The organism is Gordonia sp. YC-XJ4 (assembly GCF_059511865.1).
On record NZ_CM183447.1, the window covers coordinates 1,445,917 to 1,463,162 of the forward strand.

Consider the following 17,246-nt stretch of genomic DNA (forward strand, 5'->3'; position numbering starts at 1 on the left):
AACGGCGCTGTGGTGCCGGCGGCGAGGGTTACTCGACGCCGACCACATCCTTGGCGATCTCGGCGATGCGCGCCTCGGCGGCGTTGACGACGCGCTGCCGGTTCTTGTGGGCTTCCTCGAAGTGCAGCGTCACGCGGATGTCGGCGGGCTCGTCGAGCTCCTTGATCGCGGCGACGGCGTCGGTGATGTTCAGGTCGGCGTAGTCGGGGATGGGCAGGTCGTCGGGGTCGACTGTGCCTGTCGCCTCGCGGACCGAGGCCACGGTGTCGGCGACGCCGGTGGCGCCGTTGATCCGGGCGTTGTCCTCGATGGCCTCGAGTGCGGCGTCACGGGCGGCGGTCGCTGTGCGCAGGGTCGCCGTTCCCGCCTCGACGAGGCTCTGCCCGGCCTGTTCTGCGGCTTCGGTGGCGTCGTCGACGGTGTTGCCGATGCGGCTGCGTAGACCGGAGAAGGCGTCGGGGACCTGGCGGATCGCGTGTGCGACGCGATCGGCGCTACGCGATGCGGCGATCGCCGGCAGGGTCACCGCACGGGCGGCGAGGCCGCTGACCCATTGGCTGGGACTGCGGCGCAGTGCGGCCGGCCCGCCGAGGGCTTCTTCGGCCAGCACCGTGCTGATCCAGTCGACGGTCTCGGTGTGGGCGTCGATGAGTCGTTCGGCGAGCGCGAGGAGGTCGGCGTCGTCGGCGCCGGTGGCCAGAGCCTTGAGATATGTTGCGCGGCCGAGCAATTGCTGCTCCAGGGCGAGATCACCGAGGAGTGCCTCATCGAGCGGTTGGGCTTGCTCGGCGAGGGTCTTGACCGATGCGGCGACGCGGCCGAGGGCCGGACGAAGGACATCGGCGAAGCCGTCGCGCTCGCGCAGCGCCTTCTCGATGGCTGCAGCACGGTCGCGGCCCTTGCGCGCATTGCCGGCCAGTTCGCCACGCACCGCGTCGGTACGGGCCTGCGCCTGCCGGGTCTCGGCGATCTGGATCTCGGTGTGGGTGAGCGCGAGGATCGCGCGCAGTTGCTGGTGGACGGTGGTGGTGGAGACGGTCATGTTCCCTCCAGATGTTGGGGACGAGCTCTCGTGTCCACGGTGTTCCCCGGTTGGTGAGGAAGAAACCCCGTCGTGGCGAACGGTCGGTGAATGTGCCGCGATGACCGGGTGCCACCTGCGGTTTTGCCGAGATGTGAGTTGGGCCACCAGCGTCGCCGGGCGCTCGGTGGGGCGGCGGTGACGTGCAGGTAGCGTTATCGCCATGGCTACCCCCGATCGTGCGAGTCTGGACAAGGACCCGGCCGAGGTCGCGGCGATGTTCGACGGCGTCGCCAAGCGCTACGACATCACCAACACCGTGCTGTCGTTCGCGCAGGATCGGCGGTGGCGTAAGGCGACCCGCAAGGCACTCGCGCTCACTCGCAACGACGTGGTGCTCGACCTGGCGGCCGGCACCGCCGTCTCCACCGTCGAGTTGGCGACGTCGGGGGCCACGTGCGTTGCCGCCGACTTCTCCCTCGGAATGCTCAAGGCCGGCGCCGAGCGGAACGTACCGAAGGTCGCGGCAGACGCCATGGCTCTGCCCTTCGCCGACGGATCATTCGACGCGGCGACCATCTCGTTCGGTCTGCGCAACGTCCACGATGTGCCGACCGCCCTGGCCGAGCTGTATCGGGTGCTCAAACCCGGTGGCCGCCTGGTCATTTGCGAATTCTCCACACCGACATTGCGGCCATTCCGCACCGTCTACATGGAGTACCTGATGAAAGCGCTGCCCGCGGTGGCGACCAAGGTGTCGAGCAACCCTGCCGCGTACGTGTATCTCGCCGAATCGATTCGAGCCTGGCCCGACCAATTCGGCCTCGGCGACCTCATTCGCGACGCCGGGTTCACCGACGTCCGCTGGCAGAACCTCACCGGTGGAATCGCGGCAATACACTCCGGTATTCGCGTCTGACTCGTCACCTGGGCGGGCACGGATGTCGATTGCCCGGTGGTCGAGGTGACTACCGGCTCGGATCGATTACTCCGGTGGCCGAGGAGCGACGAGCGGCGACATCGCATCGGTTTCGACGTGGTCCGCCAGATCGGTGGTCGAGGTGCCGAGGAGCGATAGCGACGAGCCTCGAGACCGGCCGCTTTGGTGCTGGGTCAGGGTGGCATTTTGTCGATTGTTGCTTTGGTGAAGGCGATGGCTTTGGCGCAGACTTGGTCTCTTGGCGGAGGGTTTATGAACAGAATGGCAGTTGTCGTGACTATGGCGCTTCCAGATTGAACCGCAGTTGTGCATGCGTCCTGGTGTCTGGGATACCCAACTGCGACGGACCTTCCTTGAATGCTGGTGTCATATTGCCATTCGATCGCAGTTGAGTACTTGTTCTTGTAATCCTCGAGTGGAAGATCGTTCCCGACGCCTTGCGAAAGGATTGCTGTGTTCGAATCCCGGTATCTCCAGTCGCATCCTCGGGACGTCTGCATGTTGGCATTGGCGCCATCTGTCGCTGATCGCTGGTTCAAGCCTAATGCCTCTAGTTCCTCGCCAGAGAGTGCTGTGCAAGGTTCATATGACGAGCCGTCGTTCAGGTTGCTCCACCGATCTGGAAAGACGGTATTGAAGGGTAGTCGTTTGCCGTTCGCATCCACTTGTCTGATGCTGGCGGGAGTACTTGGGTGGGACGCCGAAGCGGATGTTCGATCCCGTGTCGGTTCGCCTGAATTAGTTGTGCAGCCGACTATCCCAGAGAGAGTGACGGACATTGTCAACATTGTCTTGGCTATTTTCAGTCGAATGTTATGCATTGATTGATTCGAAAACTAGACCGTTCTTGCTATCTGTCGCAGCCAGCTCGGCGTGTGCCTGGTCGCACAGCGCTTCCAGTGCGTCTAGGCGCTCGATATTTGCCTTCAGTCCAGCTGCGAAACAATTGACGAACTCTGCCGCGCGCTCAGACATATTGGTACCTTCCGGTACGTTGCCGTAGTGATTGCCGTTGTTGACGCGGACCAACTCCGCAACAACCCCCGCCAACTCCGCCGCCAGATTCCTCGCCACCCCGGCCCGTCGCTTCCACTCGGCGTCGATGACCTGTACGACTCCGCCGTCGCCGAGTTCGGGATTCCCGCGGGGAATGGAGGTGTCCGGTGGCGTGGTGGAGTCACCGCCGAGTGGCACACGTGTGCCCGGTTGTACGAAATACTCCGTCATCCCTCCCCCTTCTGGCCCCGGCCAGATCTACGGCGTGAAAGGCATTGTAGCCAGGATCGTCGGGTTTGGGAGGATTGGCGTCGAGGTTGTGGATGAAGGGTCAGCCGGCGTGGCGGACGGGACATCCAGGGGCGAAGGTGCCCAGCTCATCGACCTCATAGCCGCGCGGATAGCAGCGGATCTGCGGCATGTCACGCCCGAACTGGGGGACGGTACGTGGGCCGGCGAAGAACCGGATGGCCAAACCGCGGGCCTTCAGGCCGTTGCGGGCGAAGACACGTTCGACGGCGGTGGGCTTGGGGTAGCCGAAGGCGTCGAGCAAGCGGTCGTCCATGAGGGCGAACGACAGGCGCCGGACGAGCCACGCCGGGAGAAGGCGGAACGGCATGAAGGTGGTGAGCAGATCCAGGGTGGCGTCGGCGACCTTGCGTGATCCGGGGGAGTAGGCGAAATGTTCGCGCTCGTAGTCTTCGAGGAAGTGCTCGAAGTCCTCGTACGTGCCGGGAATGTCTTTGAGCGCCATGTGTTTGCCGAGTTTGCGGTAGTACTCGGTGAGACCGTCGATCTCGTTGCGGCCCAGCGGGCGCCACTCGTAGTCGGCCACCCAGCGGACCGGACACACCACGAACGTGGCCAGTACGTAGAGCATGTCGTCGTTGGAGATGTCGTACATAGCGTGCATCTGGTTGATCCGCCGGACCGCATTGCGGGCGCGTGGATCGGCGAAGCCGTGTTCGACGGGAGCGTCGAGGAGCAGCACGGTGTCGTCGTAACGCTTCTGGGTGCGTTCGGTGAATTCTCCGGTCTCATACAGCAACTCGCCGATCGACGGTACGGCGTAGGTGCGGAAGAGGGCGAAGCTCAGCGCCATCGTGATGCCCCACGGGTATTCCAGGGTGCCGAGGCTGCGTGCGTACCGTTCGGGATCGGCCGCAGGGTCGACACGGGCAAGGTCGTCACGCAGTCGGTAGCGCTCCGCGCGGCGGGTACTGATGCGATGTGAGACCGACGAGGCGACGGACGAAACGGACGGCATGACGCTCCTGAGGTGGCCGTTATATCAGATATTTGAAACATACCATCGGTTTTGTCCCAATCCAATGTGGACGAGCGGCACGCAGAGCGCTGTCGGCGAGCTGGCGAGTGCCGTCGGCAACAAGCAGGGCGCTGGCGCGAAGCGTCAGCTGAACGGCGGCCGTTCGTCGATGCGGGTCGACAGATGGCCGACGCCGCGCCACGCACGGGCGACCAGGTCGGCGTCGTCGGGGGTGATGAGATTGCCCATCACCCGGACCACGAGCGACATCAGCCGGGCCGACCGGATTCCGGGGCGGCCGAGGGCCGGGACTGTCTGCGGCATCGTCAGCAGGCCGGCGAGTCGACGGGCAGCGGAGAAGGCCAGCCCGTAGTGGTCGACGAGCAGGCTGCGCCAGGCGTGCGTGTGGTCGTCGCCGGACAGGAGGCCAACCGCCAGCCGGGCGGTCTCCAGTGCGTAGTCGATGCCCTCGCCGTTGAGGGGATTCACACACGCCGCGGCGTCGCCGATGAGCATCCAGTTGCGGCCGGCGACATTGCTGACCGCACCGCCCATCGGCAGCAGCGCCGAGGCGATGCGCACCGGCTCGCCGGTGATCTGCCACTCGTCGGCGACCATGTGCGAGTAATGCTCGAGGATCGGCCGAAGTGCCATGTGCGCCGGTCGTTTTGATGTGGCCAGAGCACCGACGCCGACGTTGAGCAACCCCTCGCCGAGTGGGAACACCCAACCGTATCCGGGCAGCAGTTCACCGTCGGGTCCGCGGAGTTCGAGGTGCGATCCCATCACGGTGGCGTCGGCGCGCGGGGACGGGACATAGGCGCGCGCGGCCACGCCGTACGCGGTGTCGCGGTGCCACTGTCGGCCGAGGATCTTGCCGAGGCCCGAGCGCACCCCGTCGGCGACGATGACCTGCCCGACGCGGATCGTCCGCCGACCATCGGCGGTGTCGACGACCACTGCGCTGATGCGGTCCCCGGCGCGCTCGACGTCGACGGCTTTGGCGCCCGACACCATTCGTGCACCACGCTCGAGGGCGAATTCGCGGATCGCGTCGTCGAGTTCGAGGCGCGCGACGGCGCTGCCGTAGCCGGGGAACCGGCCCGACGGCCACGGCACGAACACGCTGCGGCCCCAGCCGTTGAGCTGCAGACCGTCCAGACGCGGCCGCGTGTCGAGGAGATGCCCGAGGCCGAGGCGATCGAGTTCGGCGACGGCGCGTGGGGTGAGCCCGTCGCCGCAGGTCTTGTCGCGTGGGAACACCGCCGCATCGACGAGAACCACCTGGCGACCGGCCGATGCGGCGTAGGCGGCGGCCGCCGACCCGGCCGGCCCGGCGCCGACGACCAGGACGTCGGCGGCGTCGGGGACCTCGACGGGGGGCACTTGGCTGCTCACCCGACCAGTATGTCGGCGCACCGTCGGGCGATGCTGCTCGGGCAGCGTCGGTGCCAGACGCTAGGCTGCACAGAGGTAGTGCCCTGGGGTATGGCGCCCGATGCGTCACGCCGATGGCCTTGGCCTTCTCGAAACGGACCTTCTCGAAACGGAGCGGCGCAAACACGTGAAGTCGACATTCACCGGAGTAGACCTCGGGACCGATGAGTTCGCGGAGACCGTGCGGTCCTCGCTGGCCCGTGTCGAGGACCTGCTGCTCACGGAGCTGGCTTCGGGCGACGACGTCATGACCGAGGCCGCGACACATCTCGCGCGTGCCGGGGGCAAGCGATTCCGGCCGATGTTCGCGATCCTCGCATCGCAGTTCGGGCGTAACCCCGACGCCGACGAGGTGATCACGTCGGCGACCGTCGTCGAGATGATCCACCTCGCGACGCTCTATCACGACGACGTCATGGACGAGGCGCCGATGCGCCGCGGCGCGCAGAGCGCCAACGCCCGGTGGACCAACAGCATCGCGATCCTCTCCGGCGACTTCCTGTTCGCCCGGGCCTCCCGGCTGGTCTCGACGCTGGGCCCCGACGCCGTGCGCATCATCGCCGAGACCTTCGCCGAACTCGTCACCGGGCAGATGCGCGAGACCGTCGGTGCCACGCAGGGCGCCGACCCGATCGACCACTACCTGAAGGTGGTGTGGGAGAAGACCGGGTCGTTGATCGCCGCCGCGGGCCGATTCGGCGCGATGGCTTCCGGCGCGACCGCCGACGACACCGAGCGGCTCTCCAGGATCGGCGACATCGTCGGCACCGCCTTCCAGATATCCGACGACATCATCGACATCAGTTCTGTCACAGGCGATTCCGGCAAGACGCCGGGTACCGACCTGCGTGAGGGTGTGCACACCTTGCCGGTGCTGTACGCGCTGCGCGAGGACGACGCGTCGTCGGATCGACTCCGCACACTGCTGCTCGCCGACGACGGATCGGCGCGGCCGCTGACCGACGACGCCGAGGTCGCCGAGGCGCTCGATCTGCTCAACGCCTCGGGCGGCATGGTGCAGGCCAAGGACAAGCTGGCCGAATTCGCCGAGCAGGCTCGTGCCGAACTCGCCCAGTTGCCGACCGGGCCTGCGCACGGGGCATTGAGCTCGCTGGTCAGCTACACCATCGACCGAACCGGATAGCCGAGCGGTCGGATGGCTCACACCCCGCCCGGAAACCGAAACGGGGTCTGGATCGTTTGAGAAACTACAGGGCGTCCCCCGCCCGGCAGCCTGCCGGAGCGCACACCGACGTCGTGACTCGAACGAGGACCTGATGCATTTCAACGGATTGAAGACCGCGCTCCTGCTCGGTGTGATGTCGGCGATCATCGTCGGCATCGGCGCGATGTTCCGCAGCCCCGTCATCCTGTGGGGGTCGGTCATCCTCGCCGTGGCGGTCAACGCCTACGTCTACTTCAACAGCGCCAAGATGTCGCTCAAGGCGATGCACGCGCAGCCGGTGACCGAGGTCGAGGCGCCGGTGCTCTACCGCATCGTCCGCGAGCTGGCCACCTCGGCGCATCAGCCGATGCCCGCGCTCTACATCAGCCCGACGGAGTCGCCGAATGCGTTTGCCACCGGCCGCAATCCGAAGAACGCGGCGGTGTGCTGCACCGCCGGGATACTGCGGCTGCTCGACGAGCGGGAGTTGCGTGCGGTCCTCGGCCACGAACTGTCGCACGTGTACAACCGCGACATCCTGATCAGTTCGATCGCCGGCGCCATGGCCGCGATCATCAGCGGCCTGGCGAACTTCGCGCTGTTCTTCGGCGGCAACCGCAACAACGCCAACCCGCTGTTGATGCTCCTCGTCGCGTTCGTGGCGCCGATCGCGTCGACCCTGATCAAGCTGGCCGTGTCACGCTCGCGTGAGTATCAGGCCGACGCCTCCGGTGCCGAATTGACCAGGGACCCGCTGGCGTTGGCGTCGGCGCTGGCCAAGATCTCCGGCGGCATCCAGGCGGCGCCGCTGCCGCCGCAGCCCGACATCGCCGCGCAGAGTCACGCGATGATCGAGAATCCGTTCCGTGCCACCGACCGGATGGCCAAGCTCTTCTCGACACACCCGCCGACCGAGGAGCGCATCGCCCGGTTGCAGGAGATGGCGCGACGCGGGATCAGCTGAGCGCCTCCGTCACCCCACCCGCTACCGGTAGTTGACGAACTGCAGCGCGATGCCGAAGTCCTCGCCCTTGAGCAGCGAGATGACGGCCTGGAGGTCGTCGCGCTTCTTGCTGGAGACGCGCAACTCGTCGCCCTGGATCTGAGCCTTGACGCCCTTGGGCCCCTCGTCGCGGATCTTCTTGGAGATCTTCTTCGCGTGCTCGGAATCGATGCCCTGCACGAGCGTTCCGGTGATCTTGAACTGCTTGCCCGATGCGGCGGGCTCCCCGGCGTCGAATGCCTTGAGGGAGATGTCGCGGCGGATCAGCTTCTCCTTGAACACCTCGAGGCCGGCGACGGCACGCTCCTCGGCGTCGGAGGTGATGACGATCGCCTCCTCGCCGGACCATGCGATCCCGGTGTTGGTGCCGCGGAAGTCGTAGCGCTGGGACAGTTCCTTGGCGGCCTGGTTGAGGGCGTTGTCGACCTCCTGGCGGTCGACCTTGCTCACGACGTCGAACGATGAATCAGCCATGAGGTACAGCCTAGTGGGCGCGCTCGCGAGTGAAACGGGCGCTCTCGACGTGTGGGGGAGCGCCGTCGGCGGTGAGACGGGCGCGGTCGGCGGTGCGACGAGCGCCGTCGGCGAGGAGGGGAGCGCGCTCGGCGGGGCGGCTCTGACCAGCGGGTTTGCGTGAACGGGCGGTAGTCGTTGTATTCTTCACGGCGTTGTTCACGCGGTCGGAAACGGCCGAGAGAATGGCACGGCAGGTTGCCCGAGCGGCCAAAGGGAGCGGACTGTAAATCCGTCGCGCAAGCTACATAGGTTCGAATCCTATACCTGCCACAAACGAGGAAAATCGTCGTTCGCGACGCGCCGTCAAACCGCTGTAACAGGCGATTTGGTGCGCCGCCGAGTCGGTGTGTAATCTCGTTGAGGCTCTCGAGCAGCCCGGACACGTGACCGGGCAGCACGGGTGAACGCCCCCTTAGCTCAGTCGGCAGAGCGTTTCCATGGTAAGGAAAAGGTCGACGGTTCGATTCCGTCAGGGGGCTCGGGAGGACTTGATCGCCCCCGCGGGTGCTCAGGCCGCCAAGGCGGTGTAGCTCAGCTGGTTAGAGCGCACGACTCATAATCGTGAGGTCGAGGGATCGAGCCCCTCCACCGCTACACAACACGCAGCGCCCGCGGCGGCCCGGGACACGGGGGCGCGAGCGCCGAGAACACGCAAACCCCCCGTGAAAGAAGGATTACAGTGGCTTCCTCAACTGATGTGCGGCCCAAGATCACCTTGGCCTGCGAGGTGTGCAAGCACCGCAACTACATCACCAAGAAGAACCGTCGCAACGATCCCGATCGCCTCGAGATCAAGAAGTTCTGCCCGAACTGCGGCAAGCATCAGGCGCACAAAGAGTCTCGCTGACGCAGTCGTCGGCGATCGGCGACATACAGACATACCTGCGGACCGCCTCGACGAGGCGGTCCGCAGTGGTATGCGCGCGGCACGGATGAGACCTTCCTCGCGCGTCGCGGCAGCAGCCGTCGGAAGTCATGGATCGACGCCACCGGGACGTGGCACAGGTAAGGAGCGAACCGCATGTCGTCACAGATCAGCGACGCCGAGATCAAGCAGCGGACCTCGGAGCTGAAGGCCGCCGGCGAGAAGCTCACCCCCGAGGAGATCGCCGAGCACACCAAGTCGCTCGTCGGCTTCAACTACACCGTCGACGACTATTACGAGATCGGTCGCGAAGAGGTCCGCAAACACGCCCTGGCCGTGCAGGACCCGCACCCGACGCACTGGGACGAGTCCGCAGCGCGCCGCCTCGGCCACGACACCCTGATCGCCGCCCCGACCTATGTGTCGGTGCTGGGCATCGTCGCCCAGCGCAAACTGTTCGAGGACGTCATCACCGGCTACGACCTGTGGCAGATCATGCAGACCGATCAGCGACTGATCTACCACCAGCCGATGAAGGTCGGCGATCAGCTGGTGTGTGACGTGTCGCTCGACTCGTTCCGGCACGTCACCAGCCCCGAGACGATCGATTTGATGGTGACCAAGAACGTCATCTGGAATCAGCGCAACGAGCCGGTGATGACCACCTACACCTCGCTGGCCGCGCGGCCGGGCATGGAGATCGATCCCGAGCTCGCCGAATCGCTCGACCACGTGATGATGAAGGTCGACCGCACCGGCACCGTCGGACGCACCGTCGAGCCCGAGCCGGGACGCTACGACCGCCCCGACCCCACCGAACGTCCCGGAGCCTACGGCGCGGTGGACTTCGACACCCTGACCGTGGGCCAGGAACTACCGGCCAAGCGCTTCCTGCTGACGCGCGGCAACCTCACCAACTACGCCGGTGTGGCCGGAGACCCCAACCCGATCCACTTCTCCGACCACCTCGTCAAGGCCTCGGGCATGGACGACGTCGTGGCGCACGGTATGCAGACGATGGGCCTCGGCGCGACCTTCATCTCCGAGCACATCGGCGATCCGGCGGCGTTCTGCGAGTACAACGTTCGCTTCACCAGCCCTGTCTACGTGCCCGCCGACGACAGCGCCGCCGTCGACTTCACCGGCAAGATCAAATCCCTCGACCCCGACACCCGCCGCGGCACGATCGCGATCGTCGCCAAGCAGGGCGACCGCAAGATCTTCGGGCGCGCACAGGCCGTCATCCAGTTCAACTGACGGTCGTCGGGGTCGTCTCCCGGATCACCCTGCGCCGGCGGCGTGCACCCGGATGAGCGGCACCGCCGCGGTCTCGACGATGTCGTCGATCGCCTCGGCCGACAGTGAGCCCTCCATCAGGAATCGGTAGCGCACGAGGTCGAACGCCAGCGTGGCGGCCGTCGCGGGCACCGGCCCCGCACCGATCTCCCCACGGTCGCGTGCCCGTCGGATGATCACCCCCGACAGATCCTCGGCCTTGGTGCGCAGCACCGTCATCGCGGCCGGATTGGGCTCCGACGCGGCGCCGGCCATGATGCCGAGCGCCACCTCACGACCCTGTGCGGCCAGCCGCTCGAGCAACTCGTGGATCGTGCCCCGTAGATCACCGGCCAGAGAGCCGGTGTCAGGGGGAGTGATGTCGGCCAGGCGTGTGTTGGCCAGGGCGGTGATCACCATCTCCAGCTTGGTCGACCATCGTCGATACAGCACGGCCTTGCTGGTTCCCGCACGCCGCGCGACCCCTTCGACGGTGAGGTCGGCGAATCCGACGTCGTGCAACTCGGTGAGCACCGCGTCGAAGATCGCCGCATCGAGTTCGGCGCCGCGGCGTCGGGTCGCTGCCATCTGCTGCCACCTTCCGACAGTCGGCCGATCGAGCCGGCCCGGATAGGAAACGTTGCGTTTCTTGTTGGGCCAGACTAGCATCGCAGGCGATAAGAAACGCCACGTATCTTAAGGGAATGTGATGATGAAGTCCGACGAAGGGAAGGCCCTCGCCCTGGTGCTGGGCCTGACCGCGGTGGTATCGATCCTGCTGCTGGCGTTCGCGCTCCCCGGGGTGCACTCCAAGCCCAACGACATCCCGCTCGCGGTGGTCGCGCCCGCCGCGGCCACCGAGCAGATCACCCATGCACTCGAGGAGCGTCAGCCCGGCGGCTTCGAGGTCACCGCCGTCGGCGACGAGGCGCAGGCACGCCGCCAGATCCTCAATCGCGAGGTCGAGGGAGCGCTTGTCGTGCAACGGGATTCGACGCGAGTGCTGGTGACCACCGCGGGCAGTCCGGCAGTGGCCACGCTCATCGAGGCCATCGGGCAACAGATGGGCACGCAGATGCACTCGCCGGTCACCGTCGTCGACGTCCGCGGGTTCGGCACCGGCGACCCGAAGGGCGTCGGGCTGGCCGCCGGAGCATTGCCGCTCGCCCTGGGCGGCTGGATCGGTGGTGTGGCACTGATGATGATGATCCGACGGCCACGCAACCTCGTGCTGGCGACACTGGGCTTCGCCGTGCTTGCCGGGCTCGCGATCAACCTCCTGATGCGCTACGTGTTGGGTACTTTCGACACCGCCTTCTGGTATCTGGTGCTGAGTGGAATCCTGGGCATCGCCGCCACCGCGTTCGGGGTGATCGGACTGCGGCGACTACTCGGCGGAGCGGGCCTCGGGATCGCCGCGATTCTGCTTGTGGTGCTGGGCAATCCGCTGTCCGGGCTGAGCAGCTCACCGGATCTGCTGCCCTCTCCGTGGGGTGCGATCGGTCAGCTCCTCCCGCCCGGGGCCACCGGCACACTGCTGCGCAACGTCGGATTCTTCAATGGCCACAACATCATTCATCCGATCGTGGTGCTCACGGTGTGGCTGGTGGCCGGGCTGGGTCTCTACGCGATCGCACTCTGGCGTCAGACCGACGTCAGTGAGGACGACGAACTCATCGACGAGGTCATCGGCATCGACGGTGCGGCACACGGTGACACCGCCGGCGCCGATGAGGCCGACGCGGCGAACGACTCGGCCCCGCACGGGCGCCACGAAATCGGTCACGTCGTCGAGATGTCGGTGCACTCGTCGGCTGGGCACTCGTTTTCGGGACACTCGCGCTGGCGCGGGGCTGCCCCGACGCGGGAGCGCACGGTGAAAGCGGCACACGCGATCACCGCGCACCCGCCGACGACGAGCGGCACGGTGAGATGCTCGCCGAGCATCGCGACGGCCCAGCAGACACTGATGACCGGCTGCACGAGCTGGATCTGACTGACCGTGGTCATCGGCCCGATCGCGAGACCGCGATACCAGGCGACGAATCCGAGGAACATGCTGACGCCGGCCAGGTAGGCGAACGCCGACCACTGGCCGGCGCCGGCGTGCGGTGGGTGGGTGACCACGCTGACCGCCGACACCGCCACCATCACCGGCGCCGCGAGAACCAGTGCCTAGCAGATGGTCTGCCACGAACCGAGTTCCCGCGACATCAGCCCGCCCTGCGCATATCCGATCGCGCCGAGCACCACCGCCGCGGCGAGCAGGGCGTCGGCGACCCCCGGTCCGCTGCCGACGGACCCGCCGTGGGCGAGCAGGCTGAACACGACGGTGGCTCCCACCCCGAGGGCCGCGCCGAGCCAGAAACGCGACGACGGTCGTTCGCCGGTCAACAGCACCGCGACCACCGCTGTCGCCGCGGGCAGCAGGCCGATCACCACCGCGGCATGTCCGGCGGTGGTGCGCTGCATGGCCAGTGAGGTCAGTATCGGGAAGCCGGCCACCACGCCCGCCGACACCGGGACGAGCCGAAACCACTGTCGGCGGGTCGGCAGCGGAGCGCCGAACGCGATCAATGCCACCGCGGCGAGAGCGGCCGCGACGACGGCCCGCCCGCAGCCCACGAACAGCGGGTCGAGTCCCGCACCGCCGGTGCCCCCGACCGCGATTCTGGTGAACGGGACGGTGAACGAGAAGGCGATCACGCCGACGAGCCCCCAGGCCAGTCCGTGGGCGGTCGTCGGGCCCTGCGCCGATAGCGGACGCGAGAGAGATGCGATAGCGCTACTATTGGTTCTCATGTCCGACGATAGCAGTGAGCAGATCGCGCGTCACCTCCGGTCGCTGACCGCAACCGCGAGCCCGGGATCGAAGCTGCCGTCCACCCGCGACCTCGCGGCGCGGTTCGGCGCCGGACCGGTGACCGTGCAGCGGGCGCTCGCGATGGTGGTGGCCGACGGCCTCGTCGAAACACGGCCCGGCCGTGGCACTTTCGTCCGCGCACGTCCGACGCAACGTCGCGGCGCGGAGGTGGCGTGGCAGACGGCAGCGCTCGGACCCCGACGCGACGGTGCGTCCCCGGTCGGTTCGACCCTGCGGCAGGTGCCGCACGACACGATCGCCATGCATTCGGGCTACCCCGACGAGTCCCTGCTACCCATCCGTGAGGTCAGTGCGGCACTAGGTCGTGTGGCGCGGCGGCCGGAGTGCTATCGCAGGCCGCCGATCGCGGGGATTCCGGAGTTGCGGCGCTGGTTCGCCGACGAGCTCTCCCATACCGACTCTTCTGGGTCTGCGCCCGCCGAGTCCTGGCACTCCGCCGATGTGATGGTCGCCTCGGGTGGGCAGGCGGCGCTGGCCGCGGCGTTCCGCGCGCTCGCCGCCCCCGGCGAACCGATCGTCATGGAGTCGCCGACCTACTGGGGTGCGATCGGCGCCGCCCGGCAGGCCGGTCTGGTGATCGTGCCGGTGCCCCGATCCGACGGCGCACCCCGGGCCGACGACCTCGACGCGGCGCTGACGTCGTCGGGGGCACGCGTCTTCTACGCTCAGCCCAACCACGCCAACCCCACCGGCGACCGCTGGGATGCCGGGCAGCGGTCGACGATCCTCGACGTGATCACCGCACACCGCGCGTTCCTCGTCGAGGACGACTGGGCGCACGACCTCGGGATCGACGAGCCGGTGCGGCCGCTCGCCGTCGCCGACCGCGACGGGCACGTCGTCTACGTCCGGTCGTTGACCAAGAGCATGTCGCCATCGATGCGGGTGGCCGGGATCCTCGCGCGTGGACCGGCACGGGTACGGATCGAGCAGGCGCTGGCGCATTCGGATCTGTTCGTCTCGCCGATCCTCCAGTGGGCGGCCCTCGAGGTGGTGAGCAGACCGGCGTGGCGCACCCACCGCAAGACACTTGCCCGCGCGTTGGGGGACCGGCGCGACGCCCTGCTGGCCGCGCTGCGTGAGGCCGGCTTCGATCCGCGCCGGCCAGCCGGTGGACTGCATCTCTGGGTAGACCTGGGCGTCGGCAGGGCCGGTGACGCACCGCCCGACGCCGACGCCGTCGTCGGGCGGGCACTGACCAAGGGTCTCGCCATCTCGCCGGGTACCGAGTGGTTCCCCGCCGAGCCGACCGGCCTGTTCGTCCGGCTCACCTATTCCGCGGTCACCCCGGATCGATACGATGACGCCGTCCGGATTCTCTCGGAGAGCCTCTGACGCCCGAGCGACTGACGCCAAGGGGCCACAGGCCCGTCGGGCGGGGACGTTCCAGGGGCGTTTTGGGTTCGGCAGGGCCCATGTTCTACACTGAAGTGTCTCGATTGACTTAGACTTGCGCGCTACCCATGGGGTGGCGCGTTGGTTTTGTCGGACGGTTGATTCTGTCGGACGGCGGAAGGTCGGTAGCCGAAGGCCACGCGGCCGGACGGCGACGACACACCAGTCCGTAGGGTGGATCGAGATGGTGGTCCGAGTGGCCCGGCGGGATTTCTTGCCGGGACGTGACGGCCGCAAAGGGGCGTAGCTCAACTGGCAGAGCAGCGGTCTCCAAAACCGCAGGTTGCAGGTTCAAGTCCTGTCGCCCCTGCCCTGGTGAGGGCACACGTTGACGAGAGGACCTCGAAGTTGAGCAAGCGAGATCGAGCAGCCCGCGCCAAAGATGCCGCGGGGGACACCGCCGCGTCGGCGGCCGATGAGCTCGAGGTCTCCGATGCCACCGACGATTCCGACGGCGAGAGCACGACGTCACTGACGAAGTCGGCCGACACCGAGCTCCGTCCGTCCGGTAAGCGTTCGGGTCGGGGTCGCCGTTCGGCGTCTGCCGCCGGCACCTCCGACGACGACTCGGATTCCGCAGGTGGAACCGCGGTCGCCGTCAAGGAACGCAAGAAGAAGGCGTCGCCTGCGGAGAGCCACAATCCGTTCGTACGGATCTGGCTGTTCCTGCAGCAGGTCGTCGCCGAGCTGAGGAAGGTCATCTGGCCGAGCCGCCGCGACCTGGTCGTCTACACGGCCGTCGTGCTGGTGTTCGTGGTCATCATGACCGCCTTCATCTTCGGTATCGACCTCGGCTTCGCCAAGGGCGTCCTCTGGCTGTTCGGTTAGCGGTTCACCTCGAGTGAGCGCACCGACCATCTCGGGGCGCCCGACGAACCGGTCGTCGGCGCACGGCGGGCGGCACGGTCGAATGACGACCGGGCGAACGACGTGAGACCTGACCGAAACTGTGAGAAAGAGGAGCGTGGGCTGCAGTGAGCACCCCGGAGAACACCGAAGCGGCTGACGTCGAAGGCGTCGTGACCGACGAGGCCGTCACCGACGAGACCCTCGTGGACGAGACCGACGACCCCGGTGTCGAGGCGCAGGCCGAGGCCGCCGAGGACGAGGCCGCTGCCGTCGAGGGCGGCGAGGCCGCGGTCGAGGCCGATGAGGCAGCCAGCGAGGCTACCGACGAGGTGGCCGGCGAGGCCGACGCTCCTGCCGAGCCCGAGGAGACCGACCCCGTCGAGGAGCTGCGCAAGCAACTGCGTCGCGCGCCCGGCGAGTGGTACGTCATCCACAGCTACGCCGGTTACGAGAACAAGGTGAAGGCCAACCTCGAGACCCGAGTGCAGAACCTCGACGTCGGCGACTACATCTTCCAGGTCGAGGTGCCGACCGAAGAGGTCACCGAGATCAAGAACGGCCAGCCCAAGAAGGTCAACCGCAAGGTTCTGCCGGGCTACATCCTGGTGCGCATGGATCTCAACGACGAGTCGTGGGGCGCGGTGCGCAACACCCCGGGTGTCACCGGCTTCGTCGGAATGACCTCCAAGCCGTCGCCGTTGAGCCTCAACGAGGTGCTGCAGTTCTTGATGCCGCGCACCGAGGCCAAGAAGTCCGCAGCCAAGGCCGCCTCGGCCGGCGAGAGCGTCGAGGCTGCCGCAGCCGCGGTCACCTCGACCATCGAGGTCGATTTCGAGGTCGGCGAGTCGGTCACCGTCATGGACGGACCGTTCGCGACGCTGCCCGCCTCGATCTCCGAGGTCAACGCCGAGCAGCGCAAGGTCAAGGTGCTCGTGTCGATCTTCGGTCGCGAGACGCCCGTCGAACTCGGCTTCAATCAGGTCGAAAAGATCTGATTCGCCCGTCAGCCGGTGACCGGCTGACAACAAGACTTCCACGCCTCCAGCGGACGTGGATCAGCAAGAAGAACAACCAAGGAACTAGAGATGCCTCCCAAGAAGAAGAAGCTTGCCGGGATCATCAAGCTCCAGATCCAGGCAGGCGCGGCCAACCCGGCCCCGCCCGTGGGTCCGGCGCTTGGTCAGCACGGCGTGAACATCATGGAATTCTGCAAGGCGTACAACGCCGCGACCGAGTCGCAGCGTGGCAACGTCATTCCGGTGGAGATCTTCGTGTACGAAGATCGGTCGTTCGACTTCAAGTTGAAGACCCCGCCGGCGGCGAAGCTGCTGCTCAAGGCTGCCGGTCTGCAGAAGGGCTCCGGCGAGCCGCACACCAAGAAGGTCGGCAAGGTCTCGATGGACCAGGTCCGCGAGATCGCCAAGACCAAGCAGGAAGACCTCAACGCCAACGACATCGACCAGGCCGCGAAGATCATCGCCGGTACTGCTCGGTCGATGGGTATCACCGTCGAGTGAGCTTGCGATCTCGCGAGAATCACCGTCGAGTGAGCTCGCGAGGCTGAGAGTCTTCAGATGTAGTGGGAGGGCCGGCTCGGCCCGCACCACCAACCCGAATCGTTTCACGGAGAAAG

The 17,246-nt window shown here is 66.9% G+C and carries 17 protein-coding genes, 4 tRNA genes and 1 pseudogene; 14 read left to right on the forward strand and 8 right to left on the reverse strand.

Going from position 1 to position 17,246, the window contains the following annotated elements; genetic code table 11:
- Positions 1-28: 28 nt before the first annotated feature.
- Positions 29-1,042, reverse strand: coding sequence for a ferritin-like domain-containing protein (locus tag AC5ZH6_RS06295; RefSeq protein WP_288337207.1), 1,014 nt, complete (start codon positions 1,040-1,042; stop codon positions 29-31).
- 202 nt (positions 1,043-1,244) lie between these two features.
- On the opposite strand from AC5ZH6_RS06295, the gene AC5ZH6_RS06300 reads away from it, so the two are divergent.
- Entirely contained in the window at positions 1,245-1,940 is a 696-nt protein-coding gene (locus tag AC5ZH6_RS06300; protein ID WP_094602370.1) for a demethylmenaquinone methyltransferase, read from the forward strand.
- Between the two features lie 194 nt (positions 1,941-2,134).
- Here AC5ZH6_RS06300 and AC5ZH6_RS06305 read toward each other — a convergent pair whose 3' ends face one another.
- The 4 genes from AC5ZH6_RS06305 to AC5ZH6_RS06320 all read right to left on the reverse strand — a co-directional run bounded on the left by AC5ZH6_RS06305 (position 2,135) and on the right by AC5ZH6_RS06320 (position 5,610).
- On the reverse strand, positions 2,135-2,782 hold the full coding sequence (locus AC5ZH6_RS06305) for a DUF3558 domain-containing protein (protein WP_496168683.1): 648 nt from the start codon (positions 2,780-2,782) through the stop codon (positions 2,135-2,137).
- A complete protein-coding gene (locus tag AC5ZH6_RS06310) occupies positions 2,775-3,188 on the reverse strand; it encodes a hypothetical protein (protein WP_288337206.1) in 414 nt (137 codons plus the stop codon). The genes AC5ZH6_RS06305 and AC5ZH6_RS06310 overlap by 8 nt, the downstream gene beginning before the upstream one ends.
- Before the next feature lie 100 nt (positions 3,189-3,288).
- The gene (locus AC5ZH6_RS06315) at positions 3,289-4,224 is read right to left on the reverse strand and encodes an oxygenase MpaB family protein (RefSeq protein ID WP_020172146.1); all 936 of its coding nucleotides are present in this window, start codon (positions 4,222-4,224) and stop codon (positions 3,289-3,291) included.
- Positions 4,225-4,368: 144 nt separating this feature from the next.
- Complete coding sequence (locus tag AC5ZH6_RS06320) at positions 4,369-5,610, reverse strand: geranylgeranyl reductase family protein (RefSeq protein WP_006370793.1); 1,242 nt, start codon at positions 5,608-5,610, stop codon at positions 4,369-4,371.
- Between the two features lie 178 nt (positions 5,611-5,788).
- Between AC5ZH6_RS06320 and AC5ZH6_RS06325 the strand changes: the two genes are divergently transcribed.
- Together AC5ZH6_RS06325 and htpX are read left to right on the forward strand one after the other, a co-directional pair.
- Positions 5,789-6,805 (forward strand): polyprenyl synthetase family protein, encoded by a 1,017-nt coding sequence (locus AC5ZH6_RS06325; protein WP_288337205.1) that lies wholly within the window; start codon positions 5,789-5,791, stop codon positions 6,803-6,805.
- A 133-nt stretch (positions 6,806-6,938) separates the two neighbouring features.
- Complete coding sequence (gene htpX, locus AC5ZH6_RS06330) at positions 6,939-7,790, forward strand: zinc metalloprotease HtpX (RefSeq protein WP_079928924.1); 852 nt, start codon at positions 6,939-6,941, stop codon at positions 7,788-7,790.
- Between the two features lie 21 nt (positions 7,791-7,811).
- Here the strand turns inward: htpX and AC5ZH6_RS06335 are convergent, their stop codons facing one another.
- Positions 7,812-8,303 (reverse strand): YajQ family cyclic di-GMP-binding protein, encoded by a 492-nt coding sequence (locus tag AC5ZH6_RS06335; RefSeq protein ID WP_006370796.1) that lies wholly within the window; start codon positions 8,301-8,303, stop codon positions 7,812-7,814.
- On the opposite strand from AC5ZH6_RS06335, the gene AC5ZH6_RS06340 reads away from it, so the two are divergent.
- From AC5ZH6_RS06340 to AC5ZH6_RS06365, 6 genes are all read left to right on the forward strand, one after another.
- Entirely contained in the window at positions 8,302-8,466 is a 165-nt protein-coding gene (locus AC5ZH6_RS06340) for a hypothetical protein (protein ID WP_288337204.1), read from the forward strand. The genes AC5ZH6_RS06335 and AC5ZH6_RS06340 overlap by 2 nt on opposite strands.
- A 68-nt stretch (positions 8,467-8,534) precedes the next feature.
- Positions 8,535-8,615, forward strand: a tRNA-Tyr gene (locus AC5ZH6_RS06345).
- A gap of 136 nt (positions 8,616-8,751) precedes the next feature.
- A tRNA-Thr gene (locus tag AC5ZH6_RS06350) sits at positions 8,752-8,824 on the forward strand.
- A 41-nt stretch (positions 8,825-8,865) separates the two neighbouring features.
- Positions 8,866-8,939 (forward strand) — tRNA-Met (locus tag AC5ZH6_RS06355).
- A gap of 85 nt (positions 8,940-9,024) precedes the next feature.
- Entirely contained in the window at positions 9,025-9,192 is a 168-nt protein-coding gene (gene rpmG, locus AC5ZH6_RS06360; RefSeq protein ID WP_003929651.1) for a 50S ribosomal protein L33, read from the forward strand.
- Positions 9,193-9,366: 174 nt separating this feature from the next.
- Positions 9,367-10,467, forward strand: a complete 1,101-nt coding sequence (locus tag AC5ZH6_RS06365) for a fused (3R)-hydroxyacyl-ACP dehydratase subunits HadA/HadB (protein WP_288337012.1) — start codon at positions 9,367-9,369, stop codon at positions 10,465-10,467.
- 24 nt (positions 10,468-10,491) lie between these two features.
- On the opposite strand, the gene AC5ZH6_RS06370 is transcribed toward AC5ZH6_RS06365, so the two are convergent.
- Both AC5ZH6_RS06370 and AC5ZH6_RS06375 read right to left on the reverse strand, forming a co-directional pair.
- Positions 10,492-11,073, reverse strand: a complete 582-nt coding sequence (locus tag AC5ZH6_RS06370; RefSeq protein ID WP_014359135.1) for a TetR/AcrR family transcriptional regulator — start codon at positions 11,071-11,073, stop codon at positions 10,492-10,494.
- A gap of 1,194 nt (positions 11,074-12,267) precedes the next feature.
- Positions 12,268-13,287: pseudogene (locus AC5ZH6_RS06375) on the reverse strand (DMT family transporter).
- On the opposite strand from AC5ZH6_RS06375, the gene AC5ZH6_RS06380 reads away from it, so the two are divergent.
- From AC5ZH6_RS06380 to rplK, 5 genes are all read left to right on the forward strand, one after another.
- Entirely contained in the window at positions 13,286-14,704 is a 1,419-nt protein-coding gene (locus AC5ZH6_RS06380; protein ID WP_014359137.1) for an aminotransferase-like domain-containing protein, read from the forward strand. The pseudogene AC5ZH6_RS06375 and the gene AC5ZH6_RS06380 overlap by 2 nt on opposite strands.
- Positions 14,705-15,001: 297 nt before the next feature.
- Positions 15,002-15,074: transfer RNA gene (locus tag AC5ZH6_RS06385), tRNA-Trp, on the forward strand.
- A 38-nt stretch (positions 15,075-15,112) separates the two neighbouring features.
- Complete coding sequence (gene secE / locus AC5ZH6_RS06390) at positions 15,113-15,592, forward strand: preprotein translocase subunit SecE (protein ID WP_006370802.1); 480 nt, start codon at positions 15,113-15,115, stop codon at positions 15,590-15,592.
- 146 nt (positions 15,593-15,738) lie between these two features.
- Entirely contained in the window at positions 15,739-16,608 is an 870-nt protein-coding gene (gene nusG, locus AC5ZH6_RS06395; protein WP_006370803.1) for a transcription termination/antitermination protein NusG, read from the forward strand.
- 90 nt (positions 16,609-16,698) lie between these two features.
- Positions 16,699-17,130: a 50S ribosomal protein L11 gene (rplK, locus tag AC5ZH6_RS06400; protein ID WP_006370804.1), complete on the forward strand. Its 432-nt coding sequence runs from the start codon at positions 16,699-16,701 to the stop codon at positions 17,128-17,130.
- The last annotated feature ends 116 nt before the right edge of the window (positions 17,131-17,246 follow it).

Coding starts and splice junctions, on each gene's coding strand:
- AC5ZH6_RS06365 (WP_288337012.1), top strand. CDS start 9,367: ATGTCGTCACAGATCAGCGACGCCGAGATCAAGCAGCGGACCTCGGAG.
- AC5ZH6_RS06310 (WP_288337206.1), bottom strand. CDS start 3,188: ATGACGGAGTATTTCGTACAACCGGGCACACGTGTGCCACTCGGCGGT.
- htpX (WP_079928924.1), top strand. CDS start 6,939: ATGCATTTCAACGGATTGAAGACCGCGCTCCTGCTCGGTGTGATGTCG.
- AC5ZH6_RS06315 (WP_020172146.1), bottom strand. CDS start 4,224: ATGCCGTCCGTTTCGTCCGTCGCCTCGTCGGTCTCACATCGCATCAGT.
- AC5ZH6_RS06300 (WP_094602370.1), top strand. CDS start 1,245: ATGGCTACCCCCGATCGTGCGAGTCTGGACAAGGACCCGGCCGAGGTC.
- AC5ZH6_RS06340 (WP_288337204.1), top strand. CDS start 8,302: ATGAGGTACAGCCTAGTGGGCGCGCTCGCGAGTGAAACGGGCGCTCTC.
- AC5ZH6_RS06370 (WP_014359135.1), bottom strand. CDS start 11,073: ATGGCAGCGACCCGACGCCGCGGCGCCGAACTCGATGCGGCGATCTTC.
- rplK (WP_006370804.1), top strand. CDS start 16,699: ATGCCTCCCAAGAAGAAGAAGCTTGCCGGGATCATCAAGCTCCAGATC.
- AC5ZH6_RS06305 (WP_496168683.1), bottom strand. CDS start 2,782: ATGCATAACATTCGACTGAAAATAGCCAAGACAATGTTGACAATGTCC.
- AC5ZH6_RS06295 (WP_288337207.1), bottom strand. CDS start 1,042: ATGACCGTCTCCACCACCACCGTCCACCAGCAACTGCGCGCGATCCTC.
- AC5ZH6_RS06380 (WP_014359137.1), top strand. CDS start 13,286: ATGTCCGACGATAGCAGTGAGCAGATCGCGCGTCACCTCCGGTCGCTG.
- AC5ZH6_RS06335 (WP_006370796.1), bottom strand. CDS start 8,303: ATGGCTGATTCATCGTTCGACGTCGTGAGCAAGGTCGACCGCCAGGAG.